Raw genomic sequence first — 16,913 nt, forward strand, 5'->3', positions numbered from 1 at the left:
GCCGCTCCACAGCAGCGGCGCCGAGGTCGGCTGGGCGGACGGTGACGTGGTCGCCCGGCGGGTGGAGCGGCTCGGCGCGATCGAGCTGCGGGTGCGCCCGCTCGACGCCCCGGACCCCGCCCTCGTGCGGGAGGCGCTGCTCCAAGGGCTGGCCGAGGAGGGCACCGTACTTCTGAAGTGGTCGCAGAAGGCCGGGGAGTTGAGACGGCGGCTGGCCTTTCTGCACCGGCGCCTCGGCGCACCGTGGCCCGGCATGGACGAGGCGGCCCTGCTGGCGCGCGCGGACGAGTGGCTCGAGCCCGAGCTGTCCAAGGCGCGGCGCCGGGCGGACCTCGCCCGGATCGACGCCGGGCAGGCGCTCAACCGGCTGCTGCCCTGGGCGACGGGGGACGCCGCCCGGCTCGACGAGCTGGCGCCCGAGCGGCTGACGGTGCCGAGCGGGTCGTCCGTACGGATCGACTACACGGATCCCGAACAGCCCGTACTGGCGGTGAAGGTGCAGGAGATGTTCGGTCTCGCCGCGACCCCGGAGATCGCGGGTGTGCCGGTGCTCGTGCATCTCCTGTCACCCGCGGGACGGCCCGCCGCCGTGACGGCCGACCTGGCCTCGTTCTGGCGGACCGGCTACCAGGCGGTGCGGACCGAGCTGCGCGGGCGCTACCCCAAGCATCCGTGGCCCGAGGACCCGGCGGGCGCGGAACCGACCCGGTTCACCAACGCCCGCCTGCGCAGGGACCGTTGATCAGACCCCGGCGGGCTCCGGCTCGGGTGCGCGGTCGTCGGTCGCTTCCGGATCGTCGCCGGGGCGGCGGCTGCGGGCCTCGAGCCACAGGGACAGGGAGAGCAGCACGAGGGCGAGGAAGCCGAAGCCCCAAGGGATGTACGTGGTCATCGCGAGCACGAGCTGACGCTGGGACTTGACCAGTTCAACGGTGTCCTTGATGAAGTCCTCGCGCATCTTGACGTGTCCGTCGAAGACGGTGAGCCGGTCCTTGCCCGGGGCGAGGCCCTCCACGAGCGAGCCGCCCCGCATCTCCTCCTTGTGGATCTCCTCGCCGTACACCGGAGCGCCACTGGTGGGGTCGACCCAGAACTTGCGGACCGTGGTGTACCACATCTCGGTACCGGTCCCCTTCATCTGCTCCGGCGGGATACCGCCGGGCATCGTGCTGGGGAAGTCCACCTTCTGCCACGGGATGGTCTGCTCGAAGTAGTAGACGTCGACGCCGCGGAAGTTCTGCTCACCCTTGTAGTGGATGGGGTTGGTCGTGCGGCTGCGTGCGTCGAAGTACTCGTAGTCCCGCTTCTCCGTCAGGAACGGCCACTTGAACTCGATGCCCTCGCGCTTGACCGGCTTCTTGTCGGCCATCTCGCCCGTCGCGTGGACCGGTTCCGAGGAGTGCGCGTCGAAGATGTAACGCTCGGGGATCATCGTGACCATCTTGCCGTCGGAGTCCTGCGCGTAGGACAGGCCGTCCCACACCACGACATCACGGCCGGCCGTCTCCTCGATCTTCTCGGACTCCTCCACATTGCCCTTGAGGGTCTGCACGATCGAGAGGTCGGTCTTCTTCACCCCTTTCCCCATGTCGAAGATCGTCGCGCCCTTCGCCTCGAGCACCATGATCTGGTACTGGTTCGCCGGCACCTTCGCCAGCCGGGGGAACGCGTAGAAACGGATCAGCGGCGAGAGGGCCGCGAAGAAGACGGCGAAGCCGAGAAGTATGAGGCTGGCCTTGCGGCGCATCGCGGCAGCCCTCCCTACGGGTGCTTGGGGACGGTGGTGAGCAGAGGCTTCGGCGAGGTCTTGCCGGGCGGCGCCTCCATCGAGGAAATGGTGAGAACCAGCGCGAGCGCTACGGCGAGACCGATCCCCGCTGCTATCAGAGCGCGCATATCCGGCCCCCTCCCAGGAATCTGATACGGCGTCAGGGTCGGGGCACCGTAGCAACGCGGGGGCGAGATGAGAACACGTCACACCGCCCCTGATCCGGGTTTCGGTCCAGGGGCGGTGCGGTGACGGGTGTGAAGTTGTGTGGTGCCGCTACGAGTTGTCCGCGGGGCTCACGGAGAGGGGCTCGGCGAGGGCGACTCGGCGACCGCGACCTTCAGCTCGATGTCGAGCTTGCCGCCGCCGGGCGCGAGGAGCCGCAGCGTGTACGTACCGGCCGTGTCGTCCGCGTAGATGGCCGGCAGCTTCAGCGTGCCGTCGGCTCCCGTGCTGAGCGTCAGGGTGCGGACGGCCTTGCCGTCGGCGTCCTTGAAGTAGGGGCCGACGTCATTGAGGTCGCCCTCCGGGTTCTTGATCATCTTGGCGGTGACCTCGACACCCGCCGCGGCGGCGCCGTCCAGCGTGGCCTTCACCTCGACGGTCTCGGCGAACTGGGCGCCCGGCGCACCGGTCAGCGCGGCGGTGGCGCTGGTGAGCGCGTCGGCCTGGCGGGCCGTGACGGTCGCGGTGAAGTCGGCGGTGAGGACGCGCAGGCCCACCTTGGTGGTGGCACGGATGCTGAACTCGCCGGTCTTCTCGCCCGCTTGGATCGCGGGGGCGCTCGCCTGGCCGTTGACACCCGTCCTGACCTCGGCGACCTTGCTGCCGCTGAACGACGCATCGGTGTCACCGACGATCTCGAACCGCACGAGAACCTTGCCGACCCCCGTACCGGACGCCGTGGCCGCCTTGACGGTCGGGGTGTCCGCGAAGGCGGTGCCTTCGGTGGCGGTGAAGGTGGTGCTGCCCGACTCGTCGAGCTTCGCCACCGGCTCGGGGGTGGGGTCCGGGTCGGGGTCGGGCGAGGGGGTCGGGTCGGGGGACTCACCGGGGTCGGGGGTCTCGCCGGGCTTGGGAGGCTTGCTGGGGTCGGGGGTGTTGTTCCCGCCCCCGCCGCCTCCCGGCGTCGGGTTGGACGTCGAGCCCGGGGTCGGATCCGGGTCCGGCAGGTCGTCATCGCTGCGGTTGTCCGGCACGTGGCCCGTACCGTCCTCGACCTCGCCCGCGCCCTTGCGGTAGCGCTCCATCCACGACTTGACCGTGTTGTAGTAGTCCGTCGAGCGGTTGTAGCTCAGGATCGCCTGGCGCAGACCGGCGCTCGTGGACAGGTCACGGTTGTTGGCGCAGAGGTACTTGCCGGCCGCGAGCGCCGCGTCGTAGACGTTGTTGGGGTCTTCCTTGCCGTCCCCGTTGCCGTCCTGGCGCCAGGTCTCCCAGGTCTGCGGGATGAACTGCATCGGGCCCACCGCACGGTCGTGCAGGGTGTCCCCGTCGTAGAGACCGCCGTCGGTGTCGGTGATGTTGGCAAAGCCGTTGCCGTTGAGCTGGGGGCCGAGGATCGGCGAGGGCGTGGTGCCGTCGGCACCGACCTTGCCGCCGCGGGCGTGGCCCGACTCGACCTGGCCGATGGCGGCGAGGAGTTCCCAGGGCAGATTGCAGCCGGGATTGTCGGCCTGCAGCGCGTTCGCGGCCCTCTTATAAGCGTCGAGGGGCGTCTTGGGTATGCCGACCTCGTCGCTTTCGGGCGCATCGGGGTCGTTCGGTTCGGGCGTCGCGAGCGGCGGCAGCTCCGTGAAGTACGAGTCGTCACCACTCGCCGAGTCGGGCACCTCGGCCGTGCCGGTGGACTGACGCCCGCCCGACGGGACGTCCGTGACGCCGGGCGCCTGGGAGGCGGACAGCGCGGCGAAGGCCGCCGCGGCCACCGCGGCCGCTGCCGTTGTCTTGCGCATCCGCTTACCGAAGAGCGCTCGCATGCCTACGGTTCCCCTCCCGTGTTCCCACCCGGCGCGCGCTCCCACGCGCCAACGCACGCGACCCTACGACAACTTCCTTTGCGCAGAAACAGGTTCCTGTCCGGTTTGTTGCCGGATGACTACGTGTGCGCACTCGGAAAGTTCGTTCCTACGGTGCCCGAGGTCGCGCTGAGCGGACGCCGAGCGGACACGGTCCGCGGGAACCGGGGGGCGCCGCGGTTCGTCGTCGATCACGATGTAGTCGTATGCCTTCTTGGTCTGCCTTCTTGGTTTGCCTTCTTGGTTTGCCTTCTTGGTCTGCTTTCTTGGTCTGCTTTCTTGGTCTGCTTTCTTGGTCTGCTTTCTTGGTCTGCCTTCCTGGTCTGCTTTCTTGGTCCGCTGTCCCCGTCCTAGGAGCCCCGTTGCCGTTCACGCTCAGCCATGCCGCCGCCGTACTGCCGCTGGTACGCAGGGACGGGACCGGACGCGGGGCGCTGCTGCCGTCGGTGATGATCGCGGGCTCGTTCGCGCCGGACCTCACGTACTTCGCGGCGAGCGGGGTGCCCGGCGGGATGGAGTTCGGCTCCTTCACGCACTCCTGGGCCGGGGTGCTCACCGTGGATGCCGTGCTTGCGGCGCTGCTCGTCGGGGTGTGGCTGCTGCTGCGCGAACCCGTCGTCGCGCTGCTCCCGCGCACCTGGCAGGGACGGATCCTCGGCCTCGTCCGGGGACGCGGATGGCGTGAACGCCCGCGCGGCCCGCTGCTGTTGTGGGGGTACGTCTCCGCGGTGCTGGGTGCGGCGACGCACACGGTGTGGGATGCGTTCACCCACCACGACCGTTGGGGCAGCGAGCTGCTGCCGGTGCTCGACGAGGAGTTCGGCGGCCAGCCGCTCTTCTGGTATCTCCAGTACGGCGGTTCGGCGCTGGCGCTGCTCGCCGTGGCCTGCTTCGTCGTCTCGGCGCTGCGCAGGGGCACCGACACCGGCACAGCCGGCCTGCCCCGGCTCACCCGCCGCGCGCAGATCGGCGGGCTCGCCCTCATCGGCGGGTGCGTACTGCTCGGGGCGGCGCACCGCACGGCGCGCTGGCTGGAGTACTGGGGCGGCTTCCCCGAGAAGCCCTGGGAGATCATCCCGACGCTGTGCTTCGGCGCCGGGGCGGGCCTCGTGGTGGGGCTGCTCGGGTACGCGGCGGTGGTCAGGGCGCGCTCGGGCCAGGGGGATCCGTCCACGGCGGCGAGCCGTCGTTCCGGTCCTGGGTCGGACCATCCGTCCACGGCAGTGAGCCGTCGTTCCGGCCTAGAGTCGGACCTTCCGTCCGGCTCCCCGGATCCGCACCGGGCGGAACAGAACCGTCCGGCCGCTCGCTGATCTCGCTCTGCGGCGTGTAGCCCTGCCCGGCCGCGCGCCCCTTGTTCAGCGCGCGGTGCACCGCGTGGGCGACCCGCTCGATGGTCCGCACGCCGTACGCCATCGTCGGGTTGTCATGGCTGAGCACCACGATGCGATACGTGCGGCCGCTCCCGGTGAACGCTCCGATGCTGTGCACCCGCCACCCATGCGTGCTCCGGGGCAGCCAGCCGTTCTTGAGATGTGCCGTGACGCCCTTGGCCATGCCCGCCGGGACGCCCCAGCGCTGGTCCGCCCTGACCTGCCGCAGCTGCTTCAGTCCGTACGCGCGCGAGCGCAGGAACGAGCGGGCCTCGGTGAGCACACCGAGCAGCCGCATCTGGTCGAGGGCGGTGGTGCGGGTCAGGCCCCACAGACCGTTGGGGCCGGGGGTGGTGGCCGTGGCCCGGGCCTTGGCGAGGAAGCGCTCGACGCGGCTGGGGCCGAGGTCCTGCCAGAGCTGCCAGGCGGAGCCGTTGTCGGAGACCTGGATCATCGGTGGGATACGGCGGGCCTCGAACCGCGTGAGTTTGCGGCGCAGTTGCTCGGCCCGCCACAGCACGGTCTCCATGATCAGCACCTTGGCGACGCTCGCCGAGTCGTAGTGCCGATTCGCGTCGACGGCGCACCACAGGTCGCTCGCGTCGTCGTGCACCGCCACAGAGACGGTGCCCGTCCGGGACGACAAAGCCGCCCGGATGTCCTTGGACATCCGGGCGGCTAGTCCGGGATCACGGGCGGAGCGGCAGGCAGGGGCTATGGCCGCGCCCCGGCGCACGGCGTTGGCATCGGCCGCGGCGGCTATCGGGGCGATCAGCGCGGAGGCCACGGCCGCGGCAACAGCCGGCCGCCAGTGCCGTGCGGCCGCTGCGCTGTGGCGGCGGCGGATGGCCTGGCGAGTGAGGGTGCGGCGGGTGCGTATGTGAAGACCCATGAGGGCCACGATGCCGGGGCGTGCGGGGTGGGGCCTGGTTGCGGGGGCCGTCTGAGTGAGGGCTGTTCGGGGGGTGCTTCGGGGTCCGGTTTCAGGGGTGCCTTGGGGTCCGGTTCGGGAGGGCCTCGAGGGCCGGTTCGGGGGCCCCGAGGTCCCGTTCGGGAGGGCCTGGAGGTCCCGTTCGGGAGGGCCTGGAGGTCCGGTACGGGGTGTCTCGAGGTCCGGTTCGGGAGGGCCCCGAGGGCCGGTTCGGGTGGGCCTGGAGGGCCGGTTCGGGGTGTCTCGAGGTCCGGTTTCGGGGGTGCCTTGATCCGGTTCGGGGGCCCCGAGGTCCCGTTCGGGGTGTCTCGATCCAGTACGTGGGGGTGCCTCGAGGCCCGGTTCTGGGTGTCTCGATCCGGTACGGGGGGTGCCTCAAGGTCCGGCTCCGGGCGCGCCCCAGGGGTGTTGCGGGGGCGTTCGGGGTGGGTTCGGCTGCCGTTGCCGGGGGGTGCCTTGCGGTTCGGCTGCCGTTGCGGGGGGCTTACGGAGGGGGGTGGGGTGGGGTCTCGTTGCTAGGTGCGGGTGCATGGGGGTGCGGGTGGGCGCCTGCGGCGAGCGGACTCCCCTACCCGCCCCTTCCCGAAACCGGGGCTCCGCCCCGGACCCCTTGGGTGGCGGGGGCAGGCGGGGCGGAGGCGGGGTTCGGTGGGCGCTCCATCGGGGGACCTGGTGTTCGCGCCGCGGGCGCTTTTGTCCGGTATGCGGTGAACATTTGGTCCCCCGATGGGGGTTGGGGGGCTTGGCGGCGTTGGGGGGTGCGGGTGCGTAAGGGGTGCGGTTGGGACGTATGAAGGGTGGCTGGGGTGCGTGGGTGGTTGCGCGGACCTCGCGCGGGTTCGTTGTCGGCTGTCCCTCCATCGGACTTCCTTTCACCTATTGCTGTGAGAGATGGGGGATGGCAGTTGCCGTGAGAGGTGGGAAGTGACCGTTGCCGTGAGGGGTGAGGAGTGGCCGTTGCCGTGAGGGGGTGGGGGTGGCCGTTGTCGTGCGGGGTGAGGGATGGCCGTTGCTGTGAGGGGTGGGAAGTGGCCGTTGCCGTGAGGAATGAGGGATGGCCGTTGCCCTGGGAAGTAGGGGGATTGTCGTTGCCGTGAGCGGTGGGGGGTGACGGGTACCGCGGGAGTTGGGGGTGTCTTACGGGGCGGGCCGTAGGGCCTCTTTAGCCCCGAAGGTCAGGGGGCGGCGGCCGAGACGGCTCCCCTCGAACGCAATCGCCGGTCTTTGTGATCCCTGAGAGCAATAGGGGAAAGGAAGTCCGACGGCGGGTTGGCCGACGACGGCGCCGCGCGAGGTCCGCGCAACCACCCACGAACCCCAGCCACCCTTCATACGTCCCGACCCCAGGCACGACGATGGCGCGGCCGCCGACGCAGCCAAGGGGGCATACGCCGCCAGGCATCCATGGACGCAGCCGAGGAGGCACACGCCGCCAAGCACCCATGGACGCAGCCGAGGAGGCACACGCCGCCAAGCACCCATGGACGCAGCCGAGGAGGCAGAACCGGGCCGGACCGGACCGGGGCTTCGCCCCTCACCCGCACCGGCGGCAGCGCCCAGAACCCCGTGGGTGGGCACCCGGCGGGGGGGCGCCCCCCTGCACTCCTGGGGCTTCGCCGCTCACCCCCACCGGCGGCAGCGCTCAGAACCCCGTGGGTGGGCACCCGGCGGGGGGTTCGCCCCCTGCACTCCTGGGGCTTCGCCGCTCACCCCCACCGGCGGCAGCGCTCAGGCCCCCATGAGTGGGCACTCCCGCGGGGCTCCGCCGCCTGCACCCCCTGGGGCCGCCTTGCCCTTCACCCCCACCAGGGCTCCCCCGGACCCCAGAGACCCCCGGCACGGGCCCCGACATGAACCCGGCCCCCGCAGACAGCCTCAAACGGCCCCCGAGGGCTCCGGCGCGGCACCCCGTAGGCGGGCGCTCCGGCGAGGGCTCCGCCGCAACACCCCACAGGCAGGCACTCCGGCGAGGGCTCCACCGCAGCACCTCACAAGCAGGCACCCCCCGAGGGCTCCGCCCCCTGCGCCCCACACCCCCGAGGCTCCGCTCCCTGCGCCCCACACCCCCCGAGGCTCCGCTCCCTGCGCCCCAGGCAGGCACCCCCCGAGGCTCCGCCGCAACACCCCCCCAGGCAGGCGCCCGGCGGGGCTTCGCCCCCTGCACCCCCCTTGGGGCTCCGCCCCTCACCCCCACCGGGGGCTCCACCCGGACCCCAGCACCCTCGGACCCCGGGCGCCCCCGGCCCAAGCCCCGGCCGGACCGGCCCCGAGCAAACACCAGCCGGGCCGAGGATGCTCCGTCCACCCCCGACCCGGCCGTCCCATGTACTCAGTGCGCCGCCGACTCCCAGTCAGCCCCCACGCCCACCGACACATCCAGCGGCGCCCGCAAGCTCACCGCCGAGGACATCTCGCGGCGGACCAGGTTCTCGACGCGGTCGCGCTCGCCGGGGGCGATTTCCAGGACGACTTCGTCGTGGACCTGGAGGAGGAGGCGGGACGTGAGCTGCTCCGCCTGGAGGGCCTTGTCGACGTTGAGCATCGCGATCTTGACGATGTCCGCCGCCGTGCCCTGGATCGGCGCGTTCAGCGCCATCCGCTCCGCGGCCTCGCGGCGCTGGCGGTTGTCGCTGTTGAGGTCCGGGAGGTAGCGGCGGCGGCCGAGCATCGTGGCCGTGTAACCCGTCGCGCGGGCCTCGTCGACAGCGCGGCGCAGATAGTCCCGTACGCCGCCGAACCGCTCGAAGTAGGTGTCCATCAGGGCCCGGGCCTCGCCCGCCTCGATGTTCAGCTGCTGCGAGAGCCCGAACGCCGACAGGCCATAGGCCAGGCCGTACGACATCGCCTTGATCTTGCGGCGCATCTCGGCGTCGACATCCGCCTTGGCCACGGAGAAGACCTGCGAGGCCACCGTGGTGTGCAGGTCCTCGCCCGAGGTGAAGGCCTCGATCAGACCCTCGTCCTCGGACAGATGGGCCATCACGCGCAGCTCGATCTGGCTGTAGTCGGCCGTCATCAGCGACTCATAGCCCTCACCGACGACAAAGCCCCGGCGGATGGCCCGGCCCTCGTCGGTACGCACCGGCACGTTCTGCAGGTTCGGGTCCGTGGACGAGAGACGGCCGGTCGCGGCGACCGTCTGGCTGAACGAGGTGTGGATCCGGCCGTCGCCCGCGATCGTCTTGATCAGGCCCTCGACCGTGACCCGCAGCTTCGCCTGCTCGCGGTGGCGGAGCATGATGACCGGCAGCTCGTTGTCGGTCTGGGCGGCGAGCCAGGCGAGCGCGTCGGCGTCCGTCGTATAGCCCGTCTTGGTCTTCTTCGTCTTGGGCAGACCGAGCTCGGCGAAGAGGACTTCCTGAAGCTGCTTGGGCGAGCCCAGGTTGAACTCGTGCCCCGCGGCCTCGTGCGCTTCCTTGACCGCCTGCTGCACGGCGCCCGCGAACTGCTGCTCCATCGCCTCGAGATGGGGCCGGTCGGCGGCGATGCCGGACCGCTCCATCCGGGCCAGGAGGATCGACGTCGGCAGCTCGACATCGGTGAGGAGCTCGGCCGCGCCGACCTCCTTGAGCTTCTCGGTGAACGTCGTGCCCAGGTCGAGGATCGTGCGCGCCTGGTGCATCAGGGCATCGGCCTCGGCGCTGTCCTCCGCGCCGAACGCCAGCTGGCCCTCGGCCGCCGAGGCGGGGGCGAGCTCACGTCCCAGGTACTCGAGGGAGAGCGCGTCGAGCGCGAAGGACCGGCGGCCCGGCTTCACGAGATACGCGGCCAGCGCGCTGTCCATCGTGATGCCCTCGATCACCCAGCCGTGCTCGGCGAAGACACGGATCGCGTTCTTCGCGTTGTGCAGGACCTTCGGCTTCTCGGCGTCCGCGAGCCACGCGGCGAAGGCCTTCTCGTCGGCCTCGTCCAGCTCGGACGGATCGAACCAGGCCGCCGCACCATCGGCGGACGCGAGCGCAACCTCCGCGACCGAACCCGTGCCCAGCGCCCACGCGTCGACGCTCGCCAGACCCAGGACCTGCTCGCCGTGCTCATCGAGCCACGGCTTCAGCTCACCCGTGGACAGGACCTGTCCGTCGACCTCCACACCGGGCGCCACCGGCGTCTCATCGGCCTCCTCGGAACCCGGGTCCACGGCAAGCAGCCGCTCACGCAGCGACGGGTTACGGATCTCCAGCGTGTCGAGAATCATCGCAAGCGCCTTGCGGTCGTACGGCCGGCGCTCCAACTCCGTGGCGGACTTGGGCAGTTCGACGTCACGGACCATCTCGGTGAGCCGGCGGTTGGTCTTCACCGCCTCGAGATGCTCGCGCAGATTCGCGCCCGCCTTGCCCTTCACCTCTTCGGCCCGCTCGACGAGCTCGGCGAAGGAACCGAACTGATTGATCCACTTCGCGGCGGTCTTCTCGCCGACGCCCGGGATACCCGGCAGGTTGTCCGACGGGTCGCCGCGCAGCGCCGCGAAGTCCGGGTACTGGGACGGCGTCAGCCCGTACTTCTCCTGGACCTTCTCCGGCGTGAAGCGCGTGAGCTCCGAGACGCCCTTGGTCGGGTAGAGCACCGTCACGTTCTCGGACACCAACTGGAACGAGTCGCGGTCGCCCGTGACGATCAGGACCTCGAAGCCCGCCGCCTCGGCCTGGCTCGTGAGCGTGGCGATGACATCGTCGGCCTCGAAGCCGTCCACCGCGAACCGGTCCACGTCCATCGCATCGAGGACCTCACCGATCAGCTCGACCTGCCCCTTGAACTCATCCGGGGTCTTCGACCTGTTCGCCTTGTACTCGGGGAACTCCGTCGACCGCCACGTCTTGCGCGATACGTCGAACGCCACCGCGAAGTGCGTGGGCTCCTCGTCACGCAGGGTGTTCGCCAGCATCGACGCGAACCCGTAGATCGCGTTGGTGGGCTGCCCCGTCGCCGTCGTGAAGTTCTCCGCGGGCAGCGCGAAGAACGCCCGGTAGGCGAGCGAGTGCCCGTCCATGAGCATCAGGCGCGGTCGGGACTGTGTCTGCTGCGATTTCGGTGTCTTCTCTGCCACGTCCCCGATCCTCCCACGCCCCACTGACAGTCGGGCCCGGCCGCACCGCACCCGGCCCGAGGGTGAGCCCCGTCACTCCTGCGTGGCAGGATCGGAACGTACGACAGAGACCGCTCGAAGGAGAACGGCCATGGCAGGCAAGCCCCCCGCCGGCGATCCCGTCCAGGACGCACCCGAGGTGGCGCCGCCGCAGCACGCTGCCGCCGGACTGCCCGCCATCGGCCATACGCTGCGGATGGCGCAGCAGCAGATGGGCGTCAAGCGCACCGCCCTCACCCTCCTTCGCGTCAACCAGAAGGACGGCTTCGACTGCCCCGGCTGCGCCTGGCCCGAGCCCGAACACCGCCACAAGGCGGAGTTCTGCGAGAACGGCGCGAAAGCCGTCGCCGAAGAGGCCACACTGCGCCGCGTCACCCCCGACTTCTTCGCCGCGCACCCCGTGAGCGACCTCGCCCGCCGCAGCGGCTACTGGCTCGGGCAGCAGGGCCGGCTCACCCAGCCCATGTATCTCGCCGAAGGCGCCGACCGCTACGAGGCCGTCACCTGGGAACGCGCCTTCGACATCGTCGCCGAGGAACTCGACGCCCTCTCCTCACCCGACGAGGCCGTCTTCTACACATCGGGCCGCACCAGCAACGAAGCGGCATTCCTCTACCAGCTCTTCGCCCGCGAGTTCGGCACCAACAACCTGCCGGACTGCTCCAACATGTGCCACGAGTCCTCCGGTTCGGCCCTCGTCGAAACCATCGGCATCGGCAAGGGCAGCGTGCTGCTCGAAGACCTCTACAAAGCCGACCTGATCATCGTCGCCGGCCAGAACCCGGGCACCAACCACCCCCGGATGCTCTCCGCCCTCGAGAAGGCCAAGGCCGGCGGCGCAAAGATCATCACGGTCAACCCGCTGCCCGAAGCCGGGATGGAGCGGTTCAAAAACCCGCAGACCCCGCAGGGCATGCTCAAGGGCACCGCCCTCACCGACCTCTTCCTGCAGATCCGCCTGGGCGGCGACCAAGCCCTCTTCCGGCTCCTCAACAAGCTGATCCTCGAAACCGAAGACGCCGTCGACGAAGAGTTCATCCGCGAACACACCCATGGATACGAGGAGTTCGCCACCGCCGCGCGCGAAGCAGACTGGGACGAGACCCTCACCGCCACCGGCCTGACCCGCGAAAAGATCGACGAAGCGCTGCGCATGATCCTCGCCTCCAAGCGCACCATCGTGTGCTGGGCCATGGGCCTCACCCAGCACAAGCACGCCGTCCCCACCATCCGCGAAGTCGTCAACTTCCTGCTGCTTCGCGGCAACATCGGCCGCCCCGGCGCCGGCGTCTGCCCCGTACGCGGCCACTCCAACGTCCAGGGCGACCGCACCATGGGCATCTTCGAACGGCCCGCACCCGCGTTCCTCGACGCCCTCGAGAAGGAGTTCGGCTTCGCACCCCCGCGCCACCACGGCCTCGACGTCGTACGCGCCATCCGCGCACTCCGCGACGGCGAAGCCAAGGTCTTCTTCGCCATGGGCGGCAACTTCGTCGCAGCCAGCCCCGACACCGAAGTCACCGAGGCGGCCATGCGACGCGCCCGCCTCACCGTCCACGTATCGACGAAACTCAACCGCTCCCACGCCGTCACCGGCGCCCGCGCCCTGATCCTGCCCACACTCGGCCGCACCGAGAAGGACCTCCAAGGCAGCGGCGAACAGTTCGTCACCGTCGAGGACTCCATGGGCATGGTGCACGCCTCACGCGGCCGCCTCCAGCCCGCGAGCCCGCACCTGCTCTCCGAACCCGCCATCGTCGCCCGCCTCGCCCAGCGGGTCCTCGGCTCCGCAACCCGCACACCCTGGGCGGAGTTCGAGAAGGACTACGCGACGATCCGGGACCGTATCGCCGCAGTGATCCCCGGCTTCGAGGACTTCAACGCACGCGTCGCCGAGCCCGGCGGCTTCACACTCCCCCACGCCCCGCGCGACGAACGCCGCTTCCCCACCGCGACCGGCAAGGCCAACTTCACCGCCGCACCCGTCGAACACCCCGAACTCCCCGCAGGCCGCCTCCTGTTGCAGACCCTGCGCTCGCACGACCAGTACAACACCACCATCTACGGACTCGACGACCGCTACCGCGGCATCAAGAACGGCCGCCGCGTCGTCCTCGTCAACCCCGAGGACGCGGCGTCGCTCGGACTCGCGGACGGCTCCTACGTGGACCTGGTGAGCGAATGGCGCGACGGCGTCGAACGCCGCGCCCCCGGCTTCCGCGTCGTCCACTACCCGACGGCCGCGGGCTGCGCGGCCGCGTACTACCCGGAGACCAACGTCCTCATCCCCCTGGACTCCACGGCCGACACCAGCAATACGCCGGTGAGCAAGGCGGTCGTTGTGCGGCTGGAGCCGAAGTAGTCGGTCGGCTGAGCGTCGGGGTCAGTACTTGGGGCCTACGTGCTGGTCCATGAGGGCGACGTCGGCCTTGCGGGCGACGGAGATGTTGTACGGGTTTCCGTCGCGGGTGCAGTGGGTCCAGGTGATGCCCAGCTTGTCGAGCGTGTCGGTGAACAACTCCCTGATGTCATCGGACTTGTTGGTGAAGAAGTACCGGGGGTACTCGTAGCGCTTCTTCACGCCGGCGACTACTCGGGTGGTCCAATTCGTGAGTCGACAGCCGTCGGAGTGGATGAGCCCGCGGATGAAGTCCCACGGGTAGGCGTCGACGATCACCTGCTGCCAGTGAGCGAGTGCGATCTTGCGTTCGTGCTTCCTGCCTGCGCCGTGCTGCGGGAAGAGGCACCACAGGTGCTTCGAGTAGACCTTCACGTCAAAGCAGCCCTTGCGTCGGACTCGGCAGGGCGTGTTGCGCGGAAGGACAGCACGCATAGCCTTCTCGCACTCATCCATGAGGCCGGGCCATGCGGCCGAGCAGGTGATCGAAAGGCTCGGAGCCCGTAGCGCCTTGCTCTGGATGATGTGGCCATCACCGAGGTAGAGGCCCAGCAGGTAGGCATAGGCCTGTTCGTCCAGAACGTCGTCGCAGCGGGGGCATCTCGCATGGACCCGGCCGGGACACACGCCGCGTTTGGCACGGTCCTCGTGCTTCCAGTAGCCGATGGTTCCGTTGGGGACGTTGAGCTGCCGCGCAACGTCCGCGTTCTTGGCGCCGCCGCGCAACAGCGCGAGCGCTTTCTGTCGCACCTCTGTTCCATGAAAGTACATGCCGTCACTGTGTGCGACTGATCGCAACTCTGTGCAGCAAAAAGCGGATGTTCACGAGAACGTGGACATCCGCTTCCTTTGGTACCGGGTGCGGGATTCGAACCCGCAAGCCCTCTCGGGCAGAGGTGTTTGAGACCTCCGTGTATACCCTTCCACCAACCCGGCGTGATCGGCTGCCGGAAGTGTACCGGGTCACCGCAGCCCACCGCAGCTAGGTAGGCTGCAGGCAGCAGCACCTGCCAGGCCCGGCCCCAGAGGAGCCCCCCGTGACCGCCCCCGAGTCGCCCCAGCCCGTCGCCGACGACGATCAGTCGCACGTGCCCCCGCTGACGACCCGTGTCGTCATCGCCGAGGACGAAGCGCTCATCAGGCTCGACCTGAAAGAGATGCTCGAGGAGGAGGGCTACACCGTCGTCGGTGAGGCCGGGGACGGCGAGCAGGCCATCGAGCTGGCGCGTGAGCACAAGCCGGATCTTGTGATCCTCGATGTGAAGATGCCGAAGCTGGATGGCATCAGCGCCGCCGAGAAGATCACCGAGGAGAGCATCGCCCCTGTGCTGATGCTGACCGCGTTCTCGCAGCGTGACCTTGTCGAGCGGGCGCGGGACGCCGGTGCGATGGCGTATCTGGTGAAGCCCTTCAGCAAGGGCGATGTGGTGCCGGCGATCGAGATGGCCGTGTCGCGGTACACGGAGCTGAAGACGTTGGAGAAGGAGGTCGCGGACCTCACGCTGCGTCTGGAGACGCGGAAGCTGGTGGACCGGGCGAAGTCGATTCTGCAGACGGAGTACGGGCTGACCGAGCCGGCGGCGTTCCGTTGGATCCAGAAGACGTCGATGGACCGTCGGCTTTCGATGCAGCAGGTGGCGGAGGCCGTGATCGAGGACGCCGAGGAGAAGAAGGCGGCCAAGGGCCAGTAAGTACGACGGAAAGGGGCCCTGTATCTCGTACGTACGAGATACAGGGCCCTTTTTCGTTCGGGCGGGAGTGTCAGTCCTCGCCGAGGTACGCCTTGCGGACGGACTCGTCGTGGAGGAGGTCCTGGCCGGTGCCGGACAGGACGATGTTGCCGACCTCCATGACGTGGCCCTGGTCCGCGAGGGAGAGGGCTGCCTGGGCGTTCTGTTCGACCAGGAGGATCGTCGTGCCGCGGGACTTGAGCTCGACGATGGTCTCCATGATCTTCTGCATCATGATCGGCGAGAGGCCCATGGAGGGTTCGTCGAGCATGAGCAGCTTGGGCCGGCACATCATGGCGCGGCCCATGGCGAGCATCTGCTGCTCGCCTCCGGAGAGGGTTCCGGCGGCCTGCTTGCGGCGTTCCCCGAGGATGGGGAAGAGGTCGTAGGCGGCCTGGATGTCCTTGAGGATGCCCTCTTTGTCGTCGCGGAGGTACGCGCCGAGGCGGAGGTTGTCCTCGATGGTCATGCGGGGGAAGATGTGCCGGCCTTCGGGCGAGTGGGCGAGGCCCAGTGCCACGATCTGGTCGGCGCGGTACTTCCGCAGCGGTTTGCCGTCGAAGGTGACGCTGCCGGAGAGCGGCTTGAGCAGTCCGGACAGGGTGCGCAGGGTGGTGGTCTTGCCCGCACCGTTGGTGCCGATGAGGGTGACGACCTGGCCTGCTTCGACGCTGAAGGAGATGCCCTTGACGGCTTCGATCTTGCCGTAGGCGACCTTGAGGTCCTCGACCTCGAGCAGTGCGGTCACTGGGCGTCCTCCGTGCGGGAGTTGGTGCTGGGTGCTGCGGCCTCCGCTGCTTCGACTTCGGCGAGTTCGTCGGCGCCGGGTGCGCCTTCGAAGGGGGTGCCGAGGTAGGCGGCGATGACGCGTTCGTCGCTCTGGACGACCTCGGGGGTGCCCTCGACGAGCTTTTCGCCTTGGACTAGACAGGCGACGCGGTCGCAGAGGTTGAAGATGAACCGCATGTCGTGCTCGATGACGAGCACGGCCACGCCCTGGTCGCGGATGGCGAAGATGAGTTCTTCCGCGGCCCGGGTTTCCTGCGGGTTCATTCCGGCGGTGGGCTCGTCGAGGAGCAGGAGGCCGGGTTCGCTGGCGAGGGCGCGGGCGATCTCCAGCTTGCGCTGCTCACCGTAGGGCAGGTTGCGGGAGAGGTGGTCCGCCTTCTTCGCGAGGCCGGTGAACTCGAGGAGTTCCATGGCCCGTTCCTTGGATTCCTTCTCGGCCTTCTTGAAGCCGGGGCCTCGTACGAGGGCGGAGAAGAGTCCTTCTTTGGTACGGGTGTGCCGGCCGACGAGGACGTTTTCCAGAACGGTCATGTTGGCGAAGAGCCGGATGTTCTGGAAGGTACGGGCGATGCCTGCCTGGGTGACGAGGTGGGGCTTGGGCGGCAGGGTGGTGCCCTTGTACTGGACCTTGCCCTCGGTGGGGACGTACAGGCCGGTGAGGCAGTTGAAGAAGGTGGTCTTGCCGGCGCCGTTGGGGCCGATGAGACCGACGATCTCGCCGCTGTTGACGGTGAGGTCGACGCTGCGGACGGCGGTGAGGCCGCCGAAGCGCATGGTGACGCCGCTCGCGTCGAGGACGGGGCTGGATCCGTTGCTGGTCATG

General features: G+C 69.5%; 11 protein-coding genes, 1 tRNA gene and 1 pseudogene. 4 read left to right on the plus strand and 9 right to left on the minus strand.

The genetic code is table 11. The annotated features are described in order from the left end of the window. Nucleotides 1-742 (plus strand): ATP-dependent helicase C-terminal domain-containing protein (locus ABT367_RS15945; RefSeq protein WP_352253650.1); only part of this gene is annotated, 742 nt, incomplete at its 5' end. On the opposite strand, the gene ABT367_RS15950 is transcribed toward ABT367_RS15945, so the two are convergent. The 3 genes from ABT367_RS15950 to ABT367_RS15960 form a co-directional block, all read right to left on the minus strand. After that, entirely contained in the window at nt 743-1,747 is a 1,005-nt protein-coding gene (locus ABT367_RS15950; RefSeq protein ID WP_352253652.1) for a DUF3068 domain-containing protein, read from the minus strand. A gap of 14 nt (nt 1,748-1,761) precedes the next feature. Further along, nucleotides 1,762-1,896 (minus strand): SPW_0924 family protein, encoded by a 135-nt coding sequence (locus ABT367_RS15955; RefSeq protein ID WP_107407016.1) that lies wholly within the window; start codon nt 1,894-1,896, stop codon nt 1,762-1,764. A gap of 168 nt (nt 1,897-2,064) precedes the next feature. After that, nucleotides 2,065-3,723, minus strand: a complete 1,659-nt coding sequence (locus tag ABT367_RS15960; RefSeq protein ID WP_352253654.1) for a lytic transglycosylase domain-containing protein — start codon at nt 3,721-3,723, stop codon at nt 2,065-2,067. Between the two features lie 425 nt (nt 3,724-4,148). On the opposite strand from ABT367_RS15960, the gene ABT367_RS15965 reads away from it, so the two are divergent. Then, on the plus strand, nt 4,149-5,099 hold the full coding sequence (locus tag ABT367_RS15965) for a DUF4184 family protein (RefSeq protein WP_352253656.1): 951 nt from the start codon (nt 4,149-4,151) through the stop codon (nt 5,097-5,099). 133 nt (nt 5,100-5,232) lie between these two features. On the opposite strand, the pseudogene ABT367_RS15970 reads toward ABT367_RS15965, so the two are convergent. Both ABT367_RS15970 and polA read right to left on the minus strand, forming a co-directional pair. Beyond that, a pseudogene (locus tag ABT367_RS15970) lies at nt 5,233-6,051 on the minus strand (serine hydrolase); the annotation flags it as partial. Between the two features lie 2,368 nt (nt 6,052-8,419). Continuing rightward, nucleotides 8,420-11,083 carry a DNA polymerase I gene (gene polA, locus ABT367_RS15975; protein ID WP_352253726.1) on the minus strand — a complete coding sequence of 888 codons (2,664 nt, stop codon included), beginning with the start codon at nt 11,081-11,083 and terminating at the stop codon, nt 8,420-8,422. 181 nt (nt 11,084-11,264) lie between these two features. Here polA and ABT367_RS15980 point away from each other — a divergent pair, with 181 nt between their 5' ends. Beyond that, on the plus strand, nt 11,265-13,535 hold the full coding sequence (locus tag ABT367_RS15980; protein WP_352253658.1) for an FdhF/YdeP family oxidoreductase: 2,271 nt from the start codon (nt 11,265-11,267) through the stop codon (nt 13,533-13,535). A 21-nt stretch (nt 13,536-13,556) separates the two neighbouring features. Here ABT367_RS15980 and ABT367_RS15985 read toward each other — a convergent pair whose 3' ends face one another. Both ABT367_RS15985 and ABT367_RS15990 read right to left on the minus strand, forming a co-directional pair. Then, entirely contained in the window at nt 13,557-14,342 is a 786-nt protein-coding gene (locus ABT367_RS15985) for a helix-turn-helix domain-containing protein (RefSeq protein ID WP_352253660.1), read from the minus strand. 79 nt (nt 14,343-14,421) lie between these two features. After that, nucleotides 14,422-14,507 (minus strand) — tRNA-Leu (locus ABT367_RS15990). A gap of 101 nt (nt 14,508-14,608) precedes the next feature. Between ABT367_RS15990 and ABT367_RS15995 the strand changes: the two genes are divergently transcribed. Continuing rightward, nucleotides 14,609-15,262, plus strand: coding sequence for an ANTAR domain-containing response regulator (locus ABT367_RS15995; RefSeq protein ID WP_352253662.1), 654 nt, complete (start codon nt 14,609-14,611; stop codon nt 15,260-15,262). Nucleotides 15,263-15,332: 70 nt separating this feature from the next. Here the strand turns inward: ABT367_RS15995 and ABT367_RS16000 are convergent, their stop codons facing one another. Together ABT367_RS16000 and ABT367_RS16005 are read right to left on the minus strand one after the other, a co-directional pair. Beyond that, nucleotides 15,333-16,049: an ABC transporter ATP-binding protein gene (locus ABT367_RS16000; protein WP_352253664.1), complete on the minus strand. Its 717-nt coding sequence runs from the start codon at nt 16,047-16,049 to the stop codon at nt 15,333-15,335. Then, entirely contained in the window at nt 16,046-16,912 is an 867-nt protein-coding gene (locus tag ABT367_RS16005; RefSeq protein ID WP_352253666.1) for an ABC transporter ATP-binding protein, read from the minus strand. The genes ABT367_RS16000 and ABT367_RS16005 overlap by 4 nt, the downstream gene beginning before the upstream one ends. Nucleotide 16,913 lies beyond the last annotated feature (1 nt).

It is taken from the genome of Streptomyces mesophilus, assembly GCF_040300965.1.
GTDB lineage: Bacteria > Actinomycetota > Actinomycetes > Streptomycetales > Streptomycetaceae > Streptomyces > Streptomyces mesophilus_A.

Coding starts and splice junctions, on each gene's coding strand:
- ABT367_RS15950 (WP_352253652.1), bottom strand. CDS start 1,747: ATGCGCCGCAAGGCCAGCCTCATACTTCTCGGCTTCGCCGTCTTCTTC.
- ABT367_RS15955 (WP_107407016.1), bottom strand. CDS start 1,896: ATGCGCGCTCTGATAGCAGCGGGGATCGGTCTCGCCGTAGCGCTCGCG.
- ABT367_RS15960 (WP_352253654.1), bottom strand. CDS start 3,723: ATGCGCAAGACAACGGCAGCGGCCGCGGTGGCCGCGGCGGCCTTCGCC.
- polA (WP_352253726.1), bottom strand. CDS start 11,083: ATGCTCATGGACGGGCACTCGCTCGCCTACCGGGCGTTCTTCGCGCTG.
- ABT367_RS15980 (WP_352253658.1), top strand. CDS start 11,265: ATGGCAGGCAAGCCCCCCGCCGGCGATCCCGTCCAGGACGCACCCGAG.
- ABT367_RS15985 (WP_352253660.1), bottom strand. CDS start 14,342: ATGTACTTTCATGGAACAGAGGTGCGACAGAAAGCGCTCGCGCTGTTG.
- ABT367_RS16005 (WP_352253666.1), bottom strand. CDS start 16,912: ATGACCAGCAACGGATCCAGCCCCGTCCTCGACGCGAGCGGCGTCACC.